This window comes from Nocardiopsis sp. TSRI0078, from assembly GCF_001905145.1.
Taxonomy (GTDB): domain Bacteria; phylum Actinomycetota; class Actinomycetes; order Streptosporangiales; family Streptosporangiaceae; genus Nocardiopsis.
On record NZ_LWLB01000036.1, the window covers coordinates 49,516 to 67,755 of the forward strand.

General features: G+C 71.5%; 13 protein-coding genes and 1 riboswitch. Of the genes, 1 reads left to right on the top strand and 12 read right to left on the bottom strand.

All coding sequences use genetic code 11. The annotated features are described in order from the left end of the window. Positions 1–142: 142 nt before the first annotated feature. The 9 genes from gcvP to A6A08_RS24935 form a co-directional block, all read right to left on the bottom strand. Positions 143–3,037 carry an aminomethyl-transferring glycine dehydrogenase gene (gene gcvP, locus A6A08_RS24895; RefSeq protein WP_073705086.1) on the bottom strand — a complete coding sequence of 965 codons (2,895 nt, stop codon included), beginning with the start codon at positions 3,035–3,037 and terminating at the stop codon, positions 143–145. Positions 3,038–3,135: 98 nt separating this feature from the next. Further along, positions 3,136–3,225: riboswitch (glycine riboswitch) on the bottom strand. Between the two features lie 204 nt (positions 3,226–3,429). Then, on the bottom strand, positions 3,430–3,918 hold the full coding sequence (locus A6A08_RS24900) for a MerR family transcriptional regulator (RefSeq protein ID WP_073705087.1): 489 nt from the start codon (positions 3,916–3,918) through the stop codon (positions 3,430–3,432). Positions 3,919–4,394: 476 nt separating this feature from the next. Next, positions 4,395–4,868, bottom strand: a complete 474-nt coding sequence (locus tag A6A08_RS24905) for a bifunctional nuclease family protein (RefSeq protein WP_073705088.1) — start codon at positions 4,866–4,868, stop codon at positions 4,395–4,397. 173 nt (positions 4,869–5,041) lie between these two features. After that, entirely contained in the window at positions 5,042–5,584 is a 543-nt protein-coding gene (locus tag A6A08_RS24910) for an FHA domain-containing protein (RefSeq protein ID WP_073705089.1), read from the bottom strand. 623 nt (positions 5,585–6,207) lie between these two features. Next, positions 6,208–8,709 carry a mannose-1-phosphate guanyltransferase gene (locus tag A6A08_RS24915; RefSeq protein WP_073705249.1) on the bottom strand — a complete coding sequence of 834 codons (2,502 nt, stop codon included), beginning with the start codon at positions 8,707–8,709 and terminating at the stop codon, positions 6,208–6,210. A gap of 201 nt (positions 8,710–8,910) precedes the next feature. Continuing rightward, a complete protein-coding gene (locus A6A08_RS24920; protein WP_073705090.1) occupies positions 8,911–9,669 on the bottom strand; it encodes a CDP-alcohol phosphatidyltransferase family protein in 759 nt (252 codons plus the stop codon). A 189-nt stretch (positions 9,670–9,858) separates the two neighbouring features. Then, on the bottom strand, positions 9,859–10,794 hold the full coding sequence (locus A6A08_RS24925) for an ArsA family ATPase (RefSeq protein ID WP_073705091.1): 936 nt from the start codon (positions 10,792–10,794) through the stop codon (positions 9,859–9,861). Continuing rightward, positions 10,791–11,102, bottom strand: a complete 312-nt coding sequence (locus A6A08_RS24930; RefSeq protein WP_199867035.1) for a cory-CC-star protein — start codon at positions 11,100–11,102, stop codon at positions 10,791–10,793. Before A6A08_RS24930 ends, A6A08_RS24925 begins: the two co-directional genes overlap by 4 nt. A gap of 13 nt (positions 11,103–11,115) precedes the next feature. Further along, positions 11,116–12,903, bottom strand: a complete 1,788-nt coding sequence (locus A6A08_RS24935; RefSeq protein ID WP_073705092.1) for a carbon starvation protein A — start codon at positions 12,901–12,903, stop codon at positions 11,116–11,118. Positions 12,904–13,022: 119 nt separating this feature from the next. Between A6A08_RS24935 and A6A08_RS24940 the strand changes: the two genes are divergently transcribed. Continuing rightward, positions 13,023–13,814: a hypothetical protein gene (locus A6A08_RS24940; RefSeq protein ID WP_242422884.1), complete on the top strand. Its 792-nt coding sequence runs from the start codon at positions 13,023–13,025 to the stop codon at positions 13,812–13,814. A gap of 74 nt (positions 13,815–13,888) precedes the next feature. On the opposite strand, the gene A6A08_RS24945 is transcribed toward A6A08_RS24940, so the two are convergent. The 3 genes from A6A08_RS24945 to A6A08_RS24955 form a co-directional block, all read right to left on the bottom strand. Then, entirely contained in the window at positions 13,889–15,289 is a 1,401-nt protein-coding gene (locus tag A6A08_RS24945; protein ID WP_073705094.1) for an NAD(P)/FAD-dependent oxidoreductase, read from the bottom strand. 101 nt (positions 15,290–15,390) lie between these two features. Further along, positions 15,391–16,203, bottom strand: a complete 813-nt coding sequence (locus tag A6A08_RS24950; RefSeq protein WP_073705095.1) for a PRC and DUF2382 domain-containing protein — start codon at positions 16,201–16,203, stop codon at positions 15,391–15,393. A 340-nt stretch (positions 16,204–16,543) separates the two neighbouring features. After that, positions 16,544–18,211, bottom strand: a complete 1,668-nt coding sequence (locus tag A6A08_RS24955; protein WP_073705096.1) for an RICIN domain-containing protein — start codon at positions 18,209–18,211, stop codon at positions 16,544–16,546. Positions 18,212–18,240: the final 29 nt, after the last annotated feature.

An 18,240-nucleotide genomic window follows, 5' to 3' on the forward strand; every position in this document is an offset into this window, starting at 1 on the left:
TTCCTGCCCCTCTCCACCTTCCCTCAACACGGGCATCGCCTGTACGACGTAGATTCAGCACCGGGCCCCGGGGAGCGCCACTGAAAGGAACGCGGAAGGGGCGCCGGCCCGCGGGCCGGCGCCCCTCACTCCCCCGGCGGCCCTACATCTGGAAGGCCTCCGGCGGCGGGCAGGAGCAGACCAGGTTGCGGTCGCCGTAGGCCTGGTCGATCCGGCCGACCGGCGGCCAGTACTTGTCCGTACGCAGCGACGCCAGCGGGTACGCCGCCTCGGCGCGGGTGTAGCCGTGCTCCCACTCGTCGGCGGTCACCGCCTCGGCCGTGTGCGGCGCGTTGCGCAGCGGGTTGTCCTCGGCGTCCCACTCGCCCGAGGCCACCTTGTCGATCTCGCCGCGGATGGCGATCATCGCCTCCGCGAACCGGTCCAGCTCGGCCAGGTTCTCGCTCTCGGTCGGCTCCACCATCAGGGTGCCGTTGACCGGGAACGACATCGTCGGCGCGTGGAAACCGTAGTCCATGAGCCGCTTGGCGACGTCCTCGTTGCTGATGCCGCTGGCCTTCTGCAGCGGGCGGATGTCGATGACGCACTCGTGGGCCACCAGGCCGTCCGCACCCGTGTAGAGAACGGGGAAGTACGGCTCCAGCCGCTTGGCCAGGTAGTTGGCGGACAGCACCGCGATCTCGGTGGCCGAGCGCAGGCCCTCCTCCCCCATCATCCGCATGTAGGCCCAGGAGATGGGCAGGATGCCCGCCGATCCGAACGGGGCCGCGGAGACCGGGCCCACGCCCGTGTGCGGACCCGCCTCGGGCTGGCTCGGGTGGTTGGGCAGGAAGCCGGCCAGGTGGGCGCGGACCGCGACCGGGCCCACGCCCGGACCGCCGCCGCCGTGCGGGATGCAGAAGGTCTTGTGCAGGTTCAGGTGGCTGACGTCGGCGCCGAACCTCCCCGGCTTGGCCCAGCCCAGCAGCGCGTTCAGGTTGGCGCCGTCCACGTACACCTGGCCGCCCGCCTCGTGGACCAGGCGGCACACCTCGGTGATGGTGCTCTCGTACACGCCGTGCGTGGACGGGTAGGTGACCATGATGGCCGCCAGGTCCTCCGCGTGCTCCGCGGTCTTGGCGCGCAGGTCGTCCATGTCGACGTTGCCGTTGTCGTCGCAGGCCACCACGGCCACGCGCATACCGGCCATGACCGCGCTGGCGGCGTTGGTGCCGTGCGCGGAGCTGGGGATCAGGCACACGTCGCGGTGGGACTCACCTCGCGAGCGGTGGTGGCCGCGGATGGCCAGCAGCCCGGCGAGCTCGCCCTGGGAGCCGGCGTTGGGCTGCAGGGACACCGCGTCGTAGCCGGTGACCTCGGCCAGCCAGGCCTCCAGGTCGTGGATCAGGGCCACGCTTCCGGCGGCCTGGTCCAGCGGCGCGAGCGGGTGCAGGCCCGCGAACTCCGGCCAGGTGACCGGCTCCATCTCGGTGGTGGAGTTGAGCTTCATGGTGCACGAGCCCAGCGGGATCATCGTGCGGTCCAGCGCCAGGTCGCGGTCGGACAGGCGGCGCATGTAGCGCAGCAGCGAGGTCTCGCTGCGGTGGGTGTTGAACACCGGGTGGGTCAGGTAGTCGACCTCGCGGGCCAGCTCGGCGGGCAGGCGGTCGGCGTCCTCGTCCACGCCCAGGCCTCCCCGGGAGGAGCCGCGCTCGGACTCGCCGAAGGCGGCCAGGACCTTCTCCAGGTCGGCCTCGGTGGTGGTCTCGTCCACGCTCACCCCGACCGTGTCCTGGTCGACGGCCAGCAGGTTGTACCCGGCCTCCAGGGCCGACCGCACGACGCGCGACGCGCCGGGCACGCGCACGCGCAGGGTGTCGAAGTAGGCGGAGTGCACGACCTCGAAGCCGCGCTCGGTGAGGGCGTCGGCCAGGGCGGCGGTGCGTGCGTGCACCTGGCGGGCGATCGCGCGCAGTCCGTCGGGGCCGTGGTAGACGGCGTACATCCCCGCCATGATGGCGAGCAGGACCTGCGCGGTGCAGATGTTGCTGGTGGCCCTCTCACGGCGGATGTGCTGCTCGCGGGTCTGCAGGGCCAGGCGGTAGGCGGGCCTGCCCGCGTTGTCCACCGAGACGCCGACCAGGCGGCCGGGCAGCTGGCGGCGCAGCTTCTCGGTGACGGCCATGTAGCCGGCGTGCGGGCCGCCGAAGCCGAGCGGCACGCCGAAGCGCTGGGTGGAGCCGACCGCGATGTCGGCGCCCAGGTTGCCGGGGCTGCGCAGCAGGGTCAGGGCGAGGATGTCGGCCGCCACCACCGCGAGGGCTCCGCGCTCGTGCGCCCGGGCGATGACGGTGCCGGGGTCGCGGACCGCGCCGCTGGAGGCGGGGTACTGCACCAGGACGCCGAAGGCCTCGCCCTCGGGCATGCCCTGGGACAGGTCGGCGACCACGACCTCGATGCCCAGGGGCTCGGCACGGGTGCGCAGCACCTGCAGGGTCTGGGGGAAGACGTCGGAGTCGACGACGAAGACGTCGGCCTTGCTCCGGGAGGCGCGGCGGGCCAGGGTCATGGCCTCGGCGGCGGCGGTGGCCTCGTCCAGCAGTGAGGCTCCGGAGACGGGCAGGCCGGTCAGGTCCGAGACCATGGTCTGGAAGTTGAGCAGGGCCTCCAGGCGCCCCTGGGAGATCTCGGGCTGGTAGGGCGTGTAGGCCGTGTACCAGGCGGGGTTCTCCATGATGTTGCGCAGGATGACCGGCGGGGTGAAGGTCCCGTAGTAGCCCTGGCCGATCAGCGAGGTGCGCGTGTCGTTGCGCGAGGCCAGGTCGCGCAGCTCGGCCAGGGCCTCGGCCTCGCCGATCGCCTCGGGCAGGTTCAGCGGCGCGCTCCTGCCGGGGCCGGTGAGGATGGACTCGGGCACGGCGTCGGACATGAGTTCGGCGGTGGAGCCGTAGCCGACGGCCTTGAGCATCTCCTGGGTCTCGGCCGGCGTGGGGCCGATGTGGCGGTCGGCGAACACCCTGGCGGGCGCGCCGGGGGTGTGCAGGGGCTGGTCTGGCACGGAGACCTCCTGGTGACAGGGCCGACTCCGGTCGGCGGTGTTCCTCACGGTCTCCCCCTCTGTCACCGGGCACGGCGGTGCCCAGGCTTCAGAGCGGCCTACTCCACGCGGTCCTGGTGCCTGAGAGGTTACTGGGGAGTATTGCCCCGTCGGCGCCCCGTTGGCGGGGTCTCTCTCGCGCGGCATCGACAGCCAGCTGACAGTCTGTACATGTGTACAAGCAGGGTGAATGTCGTTTTTCATCCCTGTTGTGACTACGACGGTACTCGATGGCCGTGCCGAGCAGCGCCTCCGGTCAGGTGTTCCACCGGATCGGCGGCGCCGTCCTGTGGGATCCCACGAACGAACGCCCGGATCCCGCGGCGGGTCCGCCGTGCGCCCGGAAGCGGGGCTCAGCCGGTCCGGCGCTCCCGGCGGCGCCTGGCCAGCTCGTCCACGGGCTGGGGCGCCGCGGCGGGCAGGTCGGTCCGCTCCTCGGCGGGGACCACGCCCAGCGCCTCCTCCAGCTCGTGCCAGACGTTGGCCAGGGCCAGCCCGAACATGCCCTGTCCGCGCTGCATGAGGTCGACGACCTCCTCGGGCGAGGTGCACTCGTAGACGCTGACGCCGTCGCTCATGAGGGTGATGCGGGCCAGGTCGGGGGCGGGGCGGCCGCGCAGGTGGTCGACCGCGGTACGGATCTGCTGCAGTGAGATCCCGGTGTCCAGGAGGCGTTTGGCCACCTTGAGCAACAGGATGTCGGGGAGGCTGTACAGGGGGGCGTTGTGGGCTCCGGTGCGCACGCTCGGCTCCACCAGGCCGGTCCTGGCCCAGTAGTCGAGTTGGCGGTAGCTGATCCCGGCAGCGGTACACGCTGCGGGGCCCCGATACCCGACGTCCATAGGCAGCGCCACCACGTCCTCTTCGCACAGTAGGCCCTGCTGCCCCGCCAGCCGCAGCGCGAACCGCCTGTCATGGGGATCCCGCTCGCCGCCCGCTACCGCCACGCCGACCTCCGGCTTCTCGTCCCACGGCGGTCTCGACAGGGGATGTCCACTCAGGGAAATGGGTGCGCCGTGGGTTCCACTGCACTGACGGTAGGACGGCCGCACGACAGCGTCAACGACACCACGCGGCGCGTCGCCAAGTGCGCGCGGCGCTGGTGTCGCGGAGCCCTTCCGGCGGCGTCCCGTACATCCGCCGGGGTTTCGGCCCGGATCGCTACGACCATTTCCCTGCTCCAATCTATCACCGGCACCCGGAACGAAGCCGCAGGTCACGGCGTTTCCTTTTCGGCCGGGCCGGACCGGTGGCATCCGGTGCCGCACACACGCGGGACCCGCGCGGACGCGGGTCCCGGGAGAAGTGCGCCCCGGTCCTACTCCGTGCGTCTGCCGAAGTCCTCGGGCGAGATGTTGTCCAGGAACTCCCGGAACGCCTCGACCTGGTCCTCCTGCTCGTCCGGTATCGGCATCCCGGCCTCGGCGATCACGTCCTCGTGCGCGTAGATGGGCGTGCCCGTCCGCAGTGCCAGGGCGATCGAGTCGGAGGGGCGCGCACTCACCTCCACTCCGTTGCTGAAGACCAGTTCGGCGTAGAAGATGCCGTCGCTGAGACCGGTGATGTTCACCGTCTTGAGCCCGGTGTCCAGGGCGTCGAGCACGTCCCGGAGCAGGTCGTGGGTGAGCGGCCGGGCCGGCGCCACGCCCTGCTGGGCCAGCGCGATCGCGGTCGCCTCCACCCCGCCGATCCAGATCGGCAGGTAGCGGTCCCCATCGGATTCCTTGAGCAGGACAATCGGCTGGTTCGAGGGCATCTCAACCCGGACGCCGACGACCTCCATGTGCTTCACAGCGTCTCCGTCCCACGAGTCGTCATGCCGGATGGGCGCTCGTCCCTGCTCCTCCTGTGGATCAGGACCCGAGGGCGAAATCGGCACCCTTCGTTACAAAGCTGTCCTGTGGCGGGGGGCCGCAAACCTCATCGGCCCGCCCACCGCGCCCGCGTCCGCGTCCGGTGTGCCCGTCAGCGTCGCGGTTTGGTCAGCAGGACCATCCGGAACTTACCGATCTGGATCTCGTCCCCTCCGCCGAGTTGGGCCTCGTCGACCGGCTCGCGGTTGACGTAGGTGCCGTTGAGGCTGCCCACGTCGCGGACGCCGAACCCGTCGCCGCGGCGGAAGAACTCCACGTGGCGGCGGGAGACGGTGACGTCGTCGAGGAAGATGTCGCTGTTGGGATGGCGGCCGGCGGTGGTCACGTCGCTGTCCAGGAGGAAGCGGCTCCCGGCATTGGGGCCGCGCCTGACCACGAGCAGCGCCGTGCCCGGTGGCAGGGCTTCGGGGTTCGTGGGGTCGTCGCCGCCCAGATCGTCACCGGACTCCTCGTCCTCCAGGGCCTGGATGCCGGAGATGGAGATGGTCGACGTGACGTCTCCGCCGGAGTCCCCGCCAGCGCCGGGCCGGGGGTCCTGCTGTTCGGCCTTGCGGAGGGGAGTCCCACAGTGGGAGCAGAAACGGGCATCATCCGCAACGGCGTGACCGCACTGCGTGCAGTAAACGCTCGACATAGGTCGGCTCGGCCTCCTACCGCACGGGGCGGTGCTTGATTCGGCTGGTCGGTGGCACGTTCCGGGCACCGTGCGGACACCTGGCCCGCACACCGCCCCGAACGCGGCGAGACGTCCACTGTCGCGCCAGCGGTGCGCCTCACACGGTCGGTCGCTAGGTCTCATCCCCCATGTTGTACTCCTTGTCACCCCCGGTGAAGGGTGTCCGCCGTTGCCGGGATACCCGGCCCCGTGGGCGACGCGGCGCTCCGGGGAACACTCGACTTTAAACCATATCCCTGTCCAGGAAGGTTTTCGCTCCTCCTCGGTCCGCCGCGGACACCCCGGCGCGAACGCCCCGGACGGCGGGGGATCCGCTGTCCGGAACACCGCCCCGCACCGATGGCCGACCCGGTCGGAGAAGGACACCTGTCCTGGGGCTGATGCCCCGCCGACGGGTTTGGTTCTGCGAGGATCCACGCGGATTCGCACCGGCTGCACCGGGCCGCCATGACCTGCCTGTATGTCCAGTTTAGCCAGTGGAGTCACCCCGTGCGGGGTTCGCAGTCGAGTACACAGCGTCATCGTACCGACACACACCGCGTGGGCGCGTGCGGGGGTCGCCCGCGCCCACGCGGCCCGGCTCAGCCCTCGGCGCGCTCCACCACGGCCGACCACTCGTCCAGCAGACGGTGCGCGGTGTCGGAGTCGGGACCTTCGGCCCAAAGATGAGTCACGGCCTCCGCGGTGTCGGGGAGGACCAGGGCCCAGCTGCCGTCCGGCTCGATCACCCGGACGCCGTCGGTGGTGTCGAGCTGGCGGTCGCCAGCCGCCTCCACGACGGCCCGCATCACGCTCCCCTTGATCGCCCACGGGGTGGGCACGGAACGGCGCAGCAGGTGCGCCTGAGGGATCGTACGGTCGATCTGGCTCAGCGAGCGTCGGGTACGGGCCACCAGGGACAGCAGCCGCACGAAGGCGGCGATGGCGTCACTGGTGGGGCTGAACCGCGGCACGACGAAACCGCCGCGGCCGTCGCCCGCGAAGATGATGTCGTCCTCGGCCCGGACCGCCTTGGTCAGCTCGTCGGTGGCCGTGGCCGTCCAGTGCACCTTGACCCCGTGCGAGGCGGCCACCGTCTCGGCGACCCGCGTGGTGGTCACGGGCAGGGCCACCGTTCCGCCGCCGTACTCGGCGCAGACCAGCTCCAGGACGACCAGCAGGGCCCGTCCGCTCTCGACGAGCTCGCCGTTCTCGTCCACGATGGACAGCCGCTCGGCCACGGGGTCGAACCGCACCCCGAAGTCGGCGCCCGAGTTGGCGACCAGCTCGCCCAGCCGTGCCAGGTCCCGGTTCTGCTTGGCGACGCTGTCGGTGGGCGAGGCCTCGTCCAGCCGGTTGTTGACGGTGAGGACGTCCACCCCGATCCGGCCCAGCAGGGAGGGCAGGATCAGCGAGCCGCTGCCGCCGGCGCAGTCCACCACGACCTTGAGCTCGGCCTCGGCGACGCCGGAGGTGTCCACCCTGCGCAGCAGTTCGTGCGAGTAGCTCTCCACGTTGCGGGACGGGAAGGTCAGCTCTCCGATCTCGCCGGGGAAGGCCCGGCGGTACTCGGCGCGGGAGAAGACCCTGTCCAGCTTGCGCTGCGCGGCGGGCGACAGGTCGGCGCCCTCGCCGTCCAGGAACAGGATGTCCACCGACTCAGGGTCGCCCGGGCTGGTGCGCACGGTGATGCCGCCGCTGACACCGCTCTGGGAGGTGTGGAAGCGGGCCACCGGCAGCGGCACCACCTCCAGGTCGCGCACCTCGATGGCGGCGGCGGTGAGCGCGCTGATGATGGCGCGCTTGAGCGTGCGGGCGGCGCGCGAGACGTCACGCGAGGTGGTGACGATCGCGCCCTTCTTGAGGGTGGTGGCGTAGGCGTTGGCCAGGCGCACCGCCAGTTCCGGCGTGATCTCGACGTTGATCAGGCCCGAGACGCCCCGGGGGCCGAACAGCGAGCGCTGCCCGCGCGACTCCCAGATGACGTTGGTGCTGACCACCGCCCCGGCCTCGATGGTCTTGAAGGGGTAGACCTTGACGTCGTTGTGGACGTAGGCCTCGGACTCGATGACGCAGTCCTCGCCCACGACCGCGCCCTCCTCGATCCGGGCCGCGGCCATGACGTCGGTGTTCTTGCCGATGACGGCGCCGCGCAGGTTGGCGCCGCGGCCGATGAACACGTTGTCGTGCAGGACGGTGCGGTGGGCGAAGGCCTCCGAGCGCACCACGGCGTTGCTGCCGACCACGGTGAACTCCCGCAGCTCGGCGCCCGCCTCGACCTTGGCGTAGTCGCCGACGTAGAGCGGGCCCTTGAGCACGGCGGCGGGGTGAACCTCGGCGCCCTCGCCGACCCACACGCCCGGGGAGACCTCGAAGCCGTCGATCTCCACGTCGACCTTGCCCGAGAGCACGTCGGCCTGGGCGCTGAGGTAGCTCTCGTGGGTGCCCACGTCCTCCCAGTAGCCGTCGGCGATGTAGCCGTAGAGGGGCTCGCCCTCCTCCAGGAGCTGGGGGAAGACGTCGCCGGACCAGTCCACGACCTCGCCCTCGGCGACGCGCTCCAGCACCTCCGGCTCCATGATGTAGATGCCGGTGTTGACCGTGTCGGAGAAGACCTGGCCCCAGGTGGGCTTCTCCAGGAAGCGCTGGACGCGACCCTGCTCGTCGACGATGATGATGCCGAACTCCAGCGGGTTCTGCACCCGCTTGAGGCCGATGGTGACCTTGGCCCCGCTCTCGCGGTGGAAGCGGACCATGTCGGTCAGGTCGATGTCGGTGAGCGCGTCGCCGGAGATGACGATGAAGGGCTCTCCGCGCAGGTGCTCCTCGGCGTTCTTGACACTGCCCGCGGTACCGAGGGGGACCTCCTCGGCGACGTAGTGGAGCTTCATCCCCAGCTCCTCGCCGTCACCGAAGTAGTTGCGGATGAGGGTGGCCAGGAACTGGACGGTGACCACGGTCTCGGTGAAGCCGTGCTTGCGCAGCAGGCGCAGGACGTGCTCCATGATGGGTCTGTTGACCACCGGAAGCAGTGGTTTGGGCTGGTTGGCCGTCATGGGACGCAGGCGGGTGCCCTCGCCGCCCGCCATCACGACGGCCTTCATGGTGGGCGTGGCGCCCTCCGGGGCGGTGTCTTCGGTCTGGCTCATCGCCGGTACCTCCGAACGACCGTGCCCTCGGGCAGGGCGACGGAGAAATGGTGCGCGGAGCGCGCGCCGTCGCGCGCGGTGGGACATGTTCTCATGACGGAGACGACACTCCCTTTCGATCCGACAGGACTCGTGGTGAGCCGGTCCGTCCGCGGATCAGGGGCCGGTCCGTCCCTGGTCCGGACGACTCGGCCGGTCCGAGCCGTCATCGGCCACCGCACCGGGATCACCGTCAGCGGTCGCCGGTGTGGCTGGATCGGGTCGATCCGCGGCGTGCCCGCGTACGGGGTCGCTGTCCCCGACGGCCCGCGGGCCACCGGCGTGATCAGCGCGTTCGTCGCGGCGGGTCTGGGCGATCAGGCGCAGTCCCTGTACGGCGTAGAGCAGTCCGGCCCACCAGTACAGAGCCGTTCCCCAGAGTGCGAAGGCCCAACCTATAATCCTTGCCACATCTGTGACTATCGAGGCGTATCCCGCGATGAACAGCAGGGGGAACGAGTACAGAAGGCACATGGTGGCGGCCTTCCCGGCGAAGTTGACCGGGAGGGGTCCGTAACCGAAGTGGCGCAGGATCGGCAGCGCGCCCAGGATGAGGGCGTCGCGCAGGACGAGGATGGCCATCAGCCACCAGGGCACGATGCCGCGGATGACCAGGCCGAGCAGGGCGGCGAAGATGTAGAGCCGGTCGGCCAGCGGGTCGAGCACGGTGCCCAGGCGCGAGGTCTGGTTCCAGGCCCGGGCGATCTTGCCGTCGAGCCAGTCGCTGAGGCCCGCGGCGGCCAGCACGAACAGCGCCCACCAGTCGGCGTGGGGCACCAGGATGAGCCACAGGAACAGCGGCACGCCCAGCAGCCGGAGCATGCTCAGCAGGTTGGGAACCGTCCAGACGCGGTCACTGACCGTCGGGCTGACCACATCGCCCCCCGCCGTGAGTCTGCCATCTTCCGCGGATCGCCCCATGGCGTCAACGATAACGGTCGGAAGGGTCGTTTCCCGCCGTCATGGGCCCCGGCCCTGGCATGGTCGGAGTGCGGCCCGAGCTCATCGTACCCTGTACGCTTTCGCGGCCCTCCCTCCGGCGGCCTCCCCCGCTCACAGATCGCCTCAGCGGGGCGTGAGGTGCGCGGCCAGGCGGCGCAGGTGCTCCGGACCAGTGGGCTCGGCGCCCTGGAGCGGGATCTCCACCGTGCCCAGGTCCGTGAAGCGCGCACGAGTGGCGGCCAGGGCCTCGTCCGTGTCGGGACCGGCCGCGTCCCCCGACGGGATCTGGTTGACGATCACGGGGGCGAGCCGGAAGCCGGCGCCGGTGAGCTGTTCGACGGCCCTGGCGGTCTCGGCGAGCACCATGCGGCGGGGCAGGGTCACCAGGCGCACCACGGCGTCCCGGCGCAGGCGCTCGGCGGCGCGCTCCAGGCGGTGGCGGCGGGCGTGCAGGCGCTCGGTGAGGGGGTCGTCCTCCCCCGTGGGGCCGCCGACGACGTCGGCGAAGGCCTCGGCGCGGCGTGCCCGCTCGCGCTGGCGGGCCAGGCCCACCACCCAGGGAGTCAGGAGCGTGGGCAGGTTGAGCAGGCGCAGCAGGTGCCCGGTGGGGGCGCTGTCCACGACCAGGGCGTCCCACCGGCTCCCCACCTCCTCCATGCGGTCCACGAGCAGGTCGGCCAGCGCGGACTCGGCCATGCCGGGGCTGGAGCCCGCCTGCTCCAGGTGGCGGCGCACGGCGGGCAGGACCTCGCGGGGGACGGCCCGGCGCGCGTCCTCGGCGACCTGGGCGATCCTGCGGCGCACGGCGGCGTCGGCGTCGGGTTCGGCGGCCCACAGGTTCGGGGCGACCCGGACGGGGTCGTCCTTGAGGGGGGTCTCCAGGGCGTCGCCCAGCGAGTGGGCGGGGTCGGTGGAGATGACCAGGACCCGGTGCCCGGCGTCGGCCAGGGCCAGGGCGTGGGCGGCGGCCAGGGTGGTCTTGCCGACGCCGCCCTTGCCTCCGACGAAGGTGATCGGTGCGGCGGGGGCGCCCGCGGCGTCGGTGGCGGGTCTGGTCAACAGCAGCCTCCCGGTGCTCCGAAGTCCCTGCGGCCCATCCTCTGGTGCCACTCGTGCAGGTCGGCGACCATGTACGGGACCAGGTCCAGGGTCTCGTAGGCGACGGGGTTGTCCACACCCAGGGTCTCCAGCATGAGCAGGGCCCGCAGGGTGTCCTGCTGGGTGCGGGCCTCGCGTTTGCGCGCGTGCCCCCAGCGCGCGTCGAAGACCGCCTGGTGGAAGTCCTCGAAACGGCGCCAGGCGGTGACGGCGCGCCGCCAGGCCCGCCCCAGGGAGGCGGGCCCGGCGGCCTCTCGGTGTTCACGCATCGGGGGTCACGGGCTACTGCTCCTCGGCGGCCGTCTCGGCGGGCGCCTCCGGCTCGGCGGTCCCCGCCGTCCGACGGGCCGCGAAGGCCTTGCGCAGGGCCAGCGCGGCCTCCACCGTCATCCAGACGGCCAGGACGAAGATGACCGCGTCCAGCGGGGCCAGCACGAAGGTCTGCATGGCCTCGCCCGACCGCAGGAAGCCCAGCAGCTGGGTGATGAGCGCCCAGGAGGTCATGATGACGAGGAAGACCAGCGGCACCAGGATCGCGATCGGGTTGCGGCCGCGCTTGGTCACCCAGACCGCGATCACCGCGAGCGCCAGGCCGGCGGTGAGCTGGTTGGTGGTGCCGAAGAGCTGCCACAGCGTCCCGGCGGCGAAGTTGCCGGGCACCAGCGCCAGCACCAGGGGCACACCGACCGCGATCAGGGTGGCGACGGTGATGTTGCGGGACAGGAAGAGGAACGCACGGTTCATGGAGCCGCCCTCGGCCGCCTGGTCCGCCACGATGGTGCTGATCTCCTGGATCGTGTAGCGCTGCAGGCGCACCGCGGTGTCCAGGCTGGTGGCGGCGAAGCTGACCACGACGACGGTGGCGAAGACCAGGCCCACGCTCTCGGGGATGCCGATGTTGGCGGCGAACCCGGCCACGCCCTGGACGAACGTGCCCGCGGGGCTGGCCCCGGCGCTGGCCCAGTCGGCGTACAGGTCGGTCCAGGCGGCCCCCTCGTGGGCGGAGAAGACCATGACGCCCGCGGTGCAGGCCAGGATGGAGCAGACCGCGAGCGTCCCCTCGCCCAGGGAGCTCAGGTAGCCCACGTACCGGGCGTCGGTCTCCTTGTCCAGCTGCTTGGAGGTGGTCCCCGACGCCACCAGGCTGTGGAATCCGGACACGGCGCCGCAGGCGATGGTGATGAACAGCAGCGGGAAGATCGAGGGCGAGCCCTCGGGCAGGTCGCCGCGGAAGGCCGGGGCCTCGATGGTGTTCATGCCCACGACGATGCCGACCATGATGATGAGCAGGCCCAGCACCATCTGCTGCTGGTTGATGTAGTCGCGCGGCTGCAGCAGCATCCACACGGGCAGGCGCGAGGTGAAGAAGGTGTAGGTGAAGATCAGCACCAGCCACACCAGGGCGGGCTCCACGCCCAGCGCCCCGGCGACCGGGTCGACGGTGACGGGCAGCAGCTGCCCCAGCGGGATGCAGGCGTACACGATCGCCAGGGAGACCAGCGAGGGCACCAGGGCCGCCGTGCGGCGGCGGTAGATGAGCTGGCCCACGCCGATCGCCAGCGGGATCGTGACCAGGGTGGGCAGCACGGCCTCGGGGTTGTCGATGAACAGGCCGGCGATGATGACCGCGAACACCGCGTTGACCATCGTCACCAGGAAGAAGATGATCAGCAGGAACAGAATCCTCGCCCGGGCGCTGATCACGTCGCTGGCCAGCGCGCCGATGCTCTTGCCCTTGTGCCGGACCGAGACCACGATCGAGCCGAAGTCGTGGGCGCCGGAGGCGAAGATCGTCCCCAGCACGACCCACAGCAGAGCCGGGCCCCAGCCCCAGAAGACCGCGATGGCCGGACCGACGATCGGCGCGGCCCCGGCCACCGAGATGAAGTGGTGCGCGAAGACGATGTGCTTGTTGGTCGGGACGTAGTCCACGCCGTCCTTGTAGGAGTGCGCGGGTGTCACGAAGGCCGGGTCCAGCGTGTAGACGCGGTTGGCCAGGTAGGCCGAGTAGAAGCGGTAGCCGAGCGCGAACAGCGCCAGGGCTCCGAGGAGGACGGCTACGGCAGGCATGGGGATTCCTTCACTGTGAGCACCTCATAGGGGGGATGGCGGCTGCTCGGTGCTGTGTGGTGGTTCGATTACAGTCCCGAGAAATTAACATGAGGTGCACATCACAGAAAAGGACGAATGTGAACGATTTGGCCACAGCCTGGCGCGGTTCCTCCGCAGGTGAGCTGTGCTGGCTGACCGCCGACGGGCCCGCCGCCGTCCCGGTCGTACCCCTGTTCGTGGACCAGCCCTGCGTCGCCCTGCCGTTGGCCCACCTTCCCGAGATCGACTCGCTGCCCGACCGCGCCGCCTTCTGTGTGAGCGCCCCGACGGGCCCGGAGGGGCCGACCCTGGTCGCCACCGGCACGATCAGCGTGAGCCTGGACCCGCGGGGCACGGAGTTCGGCGGCGACCTGGTGGAGCAGGAGGTGCTCAAGCATCCGCCGAGCCGGCTGCGGGTGGGCAGTCTGATGGCCCGCAAGGAGAACTGGTGGTGGATGGCGCGCGCGCTCGTCCGGCTGACCGGGGTCGACGGCGTCCGCGGGCTTCCCGCCCGTACCCGCGCCGAGGACGCCGTCCTGGTGCGTGAACGCGACTCGGACGTGCGCGTGGACGTGGTGACCGCGAGGGACTGGACGGCGGGTCCGGGCCGGGACGTGGAGCTGTGGCCGCGCGACGGCGGCGACCTGGCCGGACGGGACGAGCGGGCGCTGGTGATGGGCCACCACGCCAGCCCCGACTTCGAGCGCTGGGAGCGGTGGACGCGCACCGGCACGCTCGTGGGACAGACCCTGCGGGTCACCGGCGCCGACGGCGGCCCCGACCCGGACCCGCGCCCGTACCGCCTGTTGGAGCGGCTGCGCAACCACCGGGAGGTGGAGCGCGCCTGCCGTGCGGGCGTGGCGGCCGTGGAGCGCCGCCTGGGACGCTGACCGCCCGGCGGGTCCCCGCGCCACGGCCGCGGCCGCCGGCGCCCCCTCTCCGGCCACCGCCGGGCGTGCCGGGGTCAGAGCCCCAGGATGTGGTCGGCCTCCCTGCGCCCCGACAGCAGGGCGCCGTGCACGGTGGCCGTGTGCTCGATCTCGGTGGCCTCCCCCGCGAAGAAGACCCTCTCGCCGATCGGCTCGCCCAGGGCCACCCGGTCGTCGTCGTCCGAGCCCACGGCCGTGAAGGAGAAGCTCCCCCGGGAGAACGGGTCGTCCATCCAGCGCGTGACGAGGTGGCCGACCGGATCGGGTGCCTTGCGGAACATGCTGCGCAGCGAGGCCATCGCGTGTTCGACCACGTCGGCGTCGTCCTTGTCCGCCAGGAACCGGGCGGCGTTGCCGCCGTTGCGGCTGACCAGGATCGGCGCGTCCAGGACACGCTGACCCGCGTACCAGTGGAACCACGCCCCCTCCTCGGTACCCAGGTGGACGAGGACCTCGGCGTCGCCCCAGAAGACGTCGTCGAAGCGCAGGAACAGCTTCTCCAGCCGACCGTTGCCCAGGCGCTCCACCGCCTGGAGCTTGTCGTCGGGCAGCCGCGGGTCGAAGTCGACCTGCCCGGCCTTGAGCACGCCCAGCGGCAGGGTCACCAGGACCCGGTCGGCGGTCAGCACTTCCTCGCCGCGCGGGGTGTCCACGTGCACTCTGACGCCGTCGTCGCCGTGGACGACCGAGACCGCCACATGCTCCAGGCGCACGTCCAGTCCCCGCGCCAGGTGGTCGGTGATCTGGCTCATGCCCTCGGGAAAGACGACGTCGTCGCCGCTGAACTCGTGCAGGGCCGCCACCGCGGAGAAGGCGATCTCCTCGGCGTCGGCGCCGTGGTCGGCCTCGACCATGCGGTGCACGATCTCGTTGGCGTCGCGGGCCCGGGCACGTACCAGGTTGGCGTCGTAGAGGGCCTGCTTGATGCCCTCCTCCAACGACTCCTGCGGGCCCGCGCCGACCTTGGCCCAGTACATGTGCTCGTTGAGGAGGTGGACGTCCTCCATGTTGCGGCGGTGGCGGTCGAAGAGCAGCCGCCGCCCCTTGGGGTCGTAGGCGGTCTCGGTGGAGCGGTTGAACACGGCCGTGCGGATGTCGGCCTCGCGGACCAGCCGCGCGAGGGGGTTGTTCTCCTCGCCCCGCATCCAGGAGGCGCCCGCGTCCACGGTGGCCGGGCCCTCCCACTCGCGGATCGAGTGGATGCGCCCGCCCAGGCGGTCGCGGCCCTCCACGACGGTGACGCGCTCCCCCTCCTCGGCGAGCCGGTCGGCGGCGGCCAGCCCGGCCATTCCCGCGCCCACCACGATGGTGTGTCCGCGCCCGGGTTCGGCCTCGCGTCCACGCGGCCGGGCCGTGTGCTCCCCGCTCCGTCCCTCGCCGCCCTGCTCGTCGTCCTCGGCGCTGCTCTCCTCGCTGAGGTCCCCCGGGTCAGTCATCTACCTCCCCCTTTCCGTGTCGGTGCGCGCGGGTCGGTCGTCCCCGGGACGGGCCCGGGGACGACCTTCGCCCCCTGTCCTGACCCGACCGGACGGCCGGGTCAGCCGGTCGTGGGCGGCTCCCCCTCGTCGTCCTCCAGCTCGACCCGCTCGCGGCGGCGCTCGCCCCTGACGTGCTCGTCATGGGTGACTCCGCGCTTGCGAACGTGGACCTCCTCGACGGGGACCTGCTCCTTGGAGACGACGGGACGCTCCTCGTAGAGGGTGAAGCTCTCCTCGCTCTCGCCCATCTCCCTGTCACCACGCGCCGCGGAGGGATCGTCGATCGGGTGCCGCTCGACCTGCAGCTCCTCGTGGTGCAGCGGCACCGTCTCGTCGAACGGCTCGGTCTCCATGTACTTGTGCAACCGGGCCCGTCCGGACTCGCGCCGCTCCACCCCGATGTCCACGCGCTCCTCCGAGCGCGTCACCGACACGTCGTCGGCCTCACCGGTCATGGCGGCGTCCTCGGGCATGCCCGAGGGGACGGCCGTCTGCGGACCGGGGCCCTGCCCGGCGTGGCGCCCCTCCGGGGCCGCGCTCCGGGACTCCACCGGAGGGCCGCCGTGCTGGGCGTAGTACTCGCGGACGGTCTGCTCCTCCTCCGGGGAGATGTGCCGGTCCGCGTCGATGTGCGGCGCGTCCTTGACGGTGGACTTGTCGTAGGGGACCCGGATGTCCTCCTCAGCGGGCTGGGAGCCCTGGAGCGGAACGAGGGTCTCGTGCCTGCCGAACAGACCGGTGTGCACCGACACCCAGCTCGGCTGGTCCGTGTTGTCGTCCAGGTAGACCTGGTTGATCTTGCCGACGTTGTGACCCTCCTGATCGAGGACGTTGTGCCCGATCAGGTCTGCGGGTGTGCGATCGCGTGCCACGATGTCCCCCAATGGTTGCGTGGTCGACAGGGGCACCGGCAAGCGCCCCCAACGCTGTCCGCACACTCCCTACCCGCCATGGCCTGGGAGGACTAACGTTCCGGACCAGCCACTAACCGGACGTGGGCGAGTGTTGTCCAGGATTTTTCCCCGGGGCCTCCCCATTGGCCCCCGCCTTGTGCGCCCCTGACCGGGACAGGGGTCCGCGCCACGGCTCCGTCACCGGACGTGACCGCGCGGGTGTGCCGGGCCGGGGCGCGGGGGCGCCCCGCCGCGGCACGGCGGAGCGCCGGGGCCGGGGCCCGGCCGTGGGACCGGGCCCCGGCGTCCTCCCGGCGGATCAGCAGGTGTTGTCGCTGCTGTTGCGCCAGGTGATGCCGCGGACCACGGTGTTGACCGCGCACGGGCTCTCGTTGAGCGCGGTGTCCACCAGCGTCAGGTTCTGGAACGTGACGTCGGAGGTGTTGGCGAACTCCGAGCGGGCCGCGATCCGGATGTCCCCGGGACCCGCGATGGTCCCGCCCTCCTCGGCGATGGTGACGTTGTGGCAGTTCTCGACCAGTACGGCGTTGCTGCCGGTGTCGGCGATGTCCACGCGCTCGATCACCGCGCCGCCGCTCTCGGAGACGCAGAAGATCCCCCGGCCGCCACCACGGGCGCGGACCTCTCCGACCCGGATGTTGGTCGGGTAGCCGCCGTTGAGCCGTCCGTTGCGGTTGGCCATACGGAAGGCCGCGTAGCCCGTACCGGTCCCGGCTCCCTCGGCGTCGACCAGGCCGACCGTGGCGTTGACGGTGTCGTTGAGCAGCAGGCCGGAGTAGCCGGTGTCGCGCGCGGTGACGGTGCCGATGGTCAGCCCGTCCACCCCGTAGGTCTCCACACCGTGGTTGCTCGTGCCCGAGACGCGGACGTCGTCGATACGGATGTCGCGCGCCTCGCGGACCGCGTCGTTGTCACGGCTGTCGATGCGCATGCCCAGGCCGCCGGACAGCCGCAGGTCGATCTGTCCGAAGTGGACGTTCTGCGAGGTCCGCACGTAGACACCGAAGTACGGGGAGCCGGTGACCGTCAGGTGCGGCACGGAGACGTCCTGGGCGTGCCTGATGCGCACGGCCGCGTTGCTCCCGGTCGCCGATCCGGTCACGTTGACCGTGCCGCACACCTCCAGCGAGGTGTGGCTGGGCAGGTCGAGCGAGGCGTTGCCCGGTATGGAGCCGGAGCCGCGCACCACCACGCGCTCCTGCGAGGTGCGGCCGGAGCTGAGGCTGTCCACCGCCGCGCGCATGGCGGCGAGCATGTCGCCGCCGGTGTAGACGGTGCTGCCGCCGTTGCGTGCGGTCCAGGTGGAGCCGTTGAGCACGGCCTCGGCGTGGTAGGAGCCGCCGCCGCACTCCTCGGAGGGGGCGCCGCCGCCGTCCACGCGGACCAGGTCCCAGACCTGGTTGGCGCCCCCGAGGGAGTCGTACTGGGACAGGCGGTCACCGGCGGTGGTGCTCCACTCCCAGACCTCCAGGGCCTTGCCGCTGAGGCGGTTGATCAGCTGGACTCCGCCGCCCGTGTCGACGGGGCGCCACTGCTGGTTGGCACCGCCGAGGTCGGTGAACTGGCGGATCTCGGCGCCGTTGGCGGTGGAGTGCTCCCAGACGTCGATGGCCTTGCCGCTGTTGCGGTTGACGATGCGGTAGTAGCCGTCACCGGCGGAGACGAAGCGGAACTGCTGCCAGGGCCGGTCGGTGCGGTTCCACTGGATGATCTCGGCGCCGTCCGCGGTGGAGGCGCCCTCGACGTCGGCGACCAGGCCGCTGTGCTGGTTGCGCAGGACGTAGTAGGCGCCGGTGTCGATGTCGGCGGCCTGGGCGGAGGTCGCCGCCACGGCGGAGAGGCCGCCCGTGCAGAGCAGGACGGTCAGGGCCGCGTACAGGAACCGGCGCAGGCGGAAGAGGGGGCCGTGGGCGGGTGGCGGCGCGGTCGGGGCCGCGCCGCGAAGGACAGGGGGGTTGCTGGGCACTGCTGCTCCTCTGTGCGAACTCCGGACGG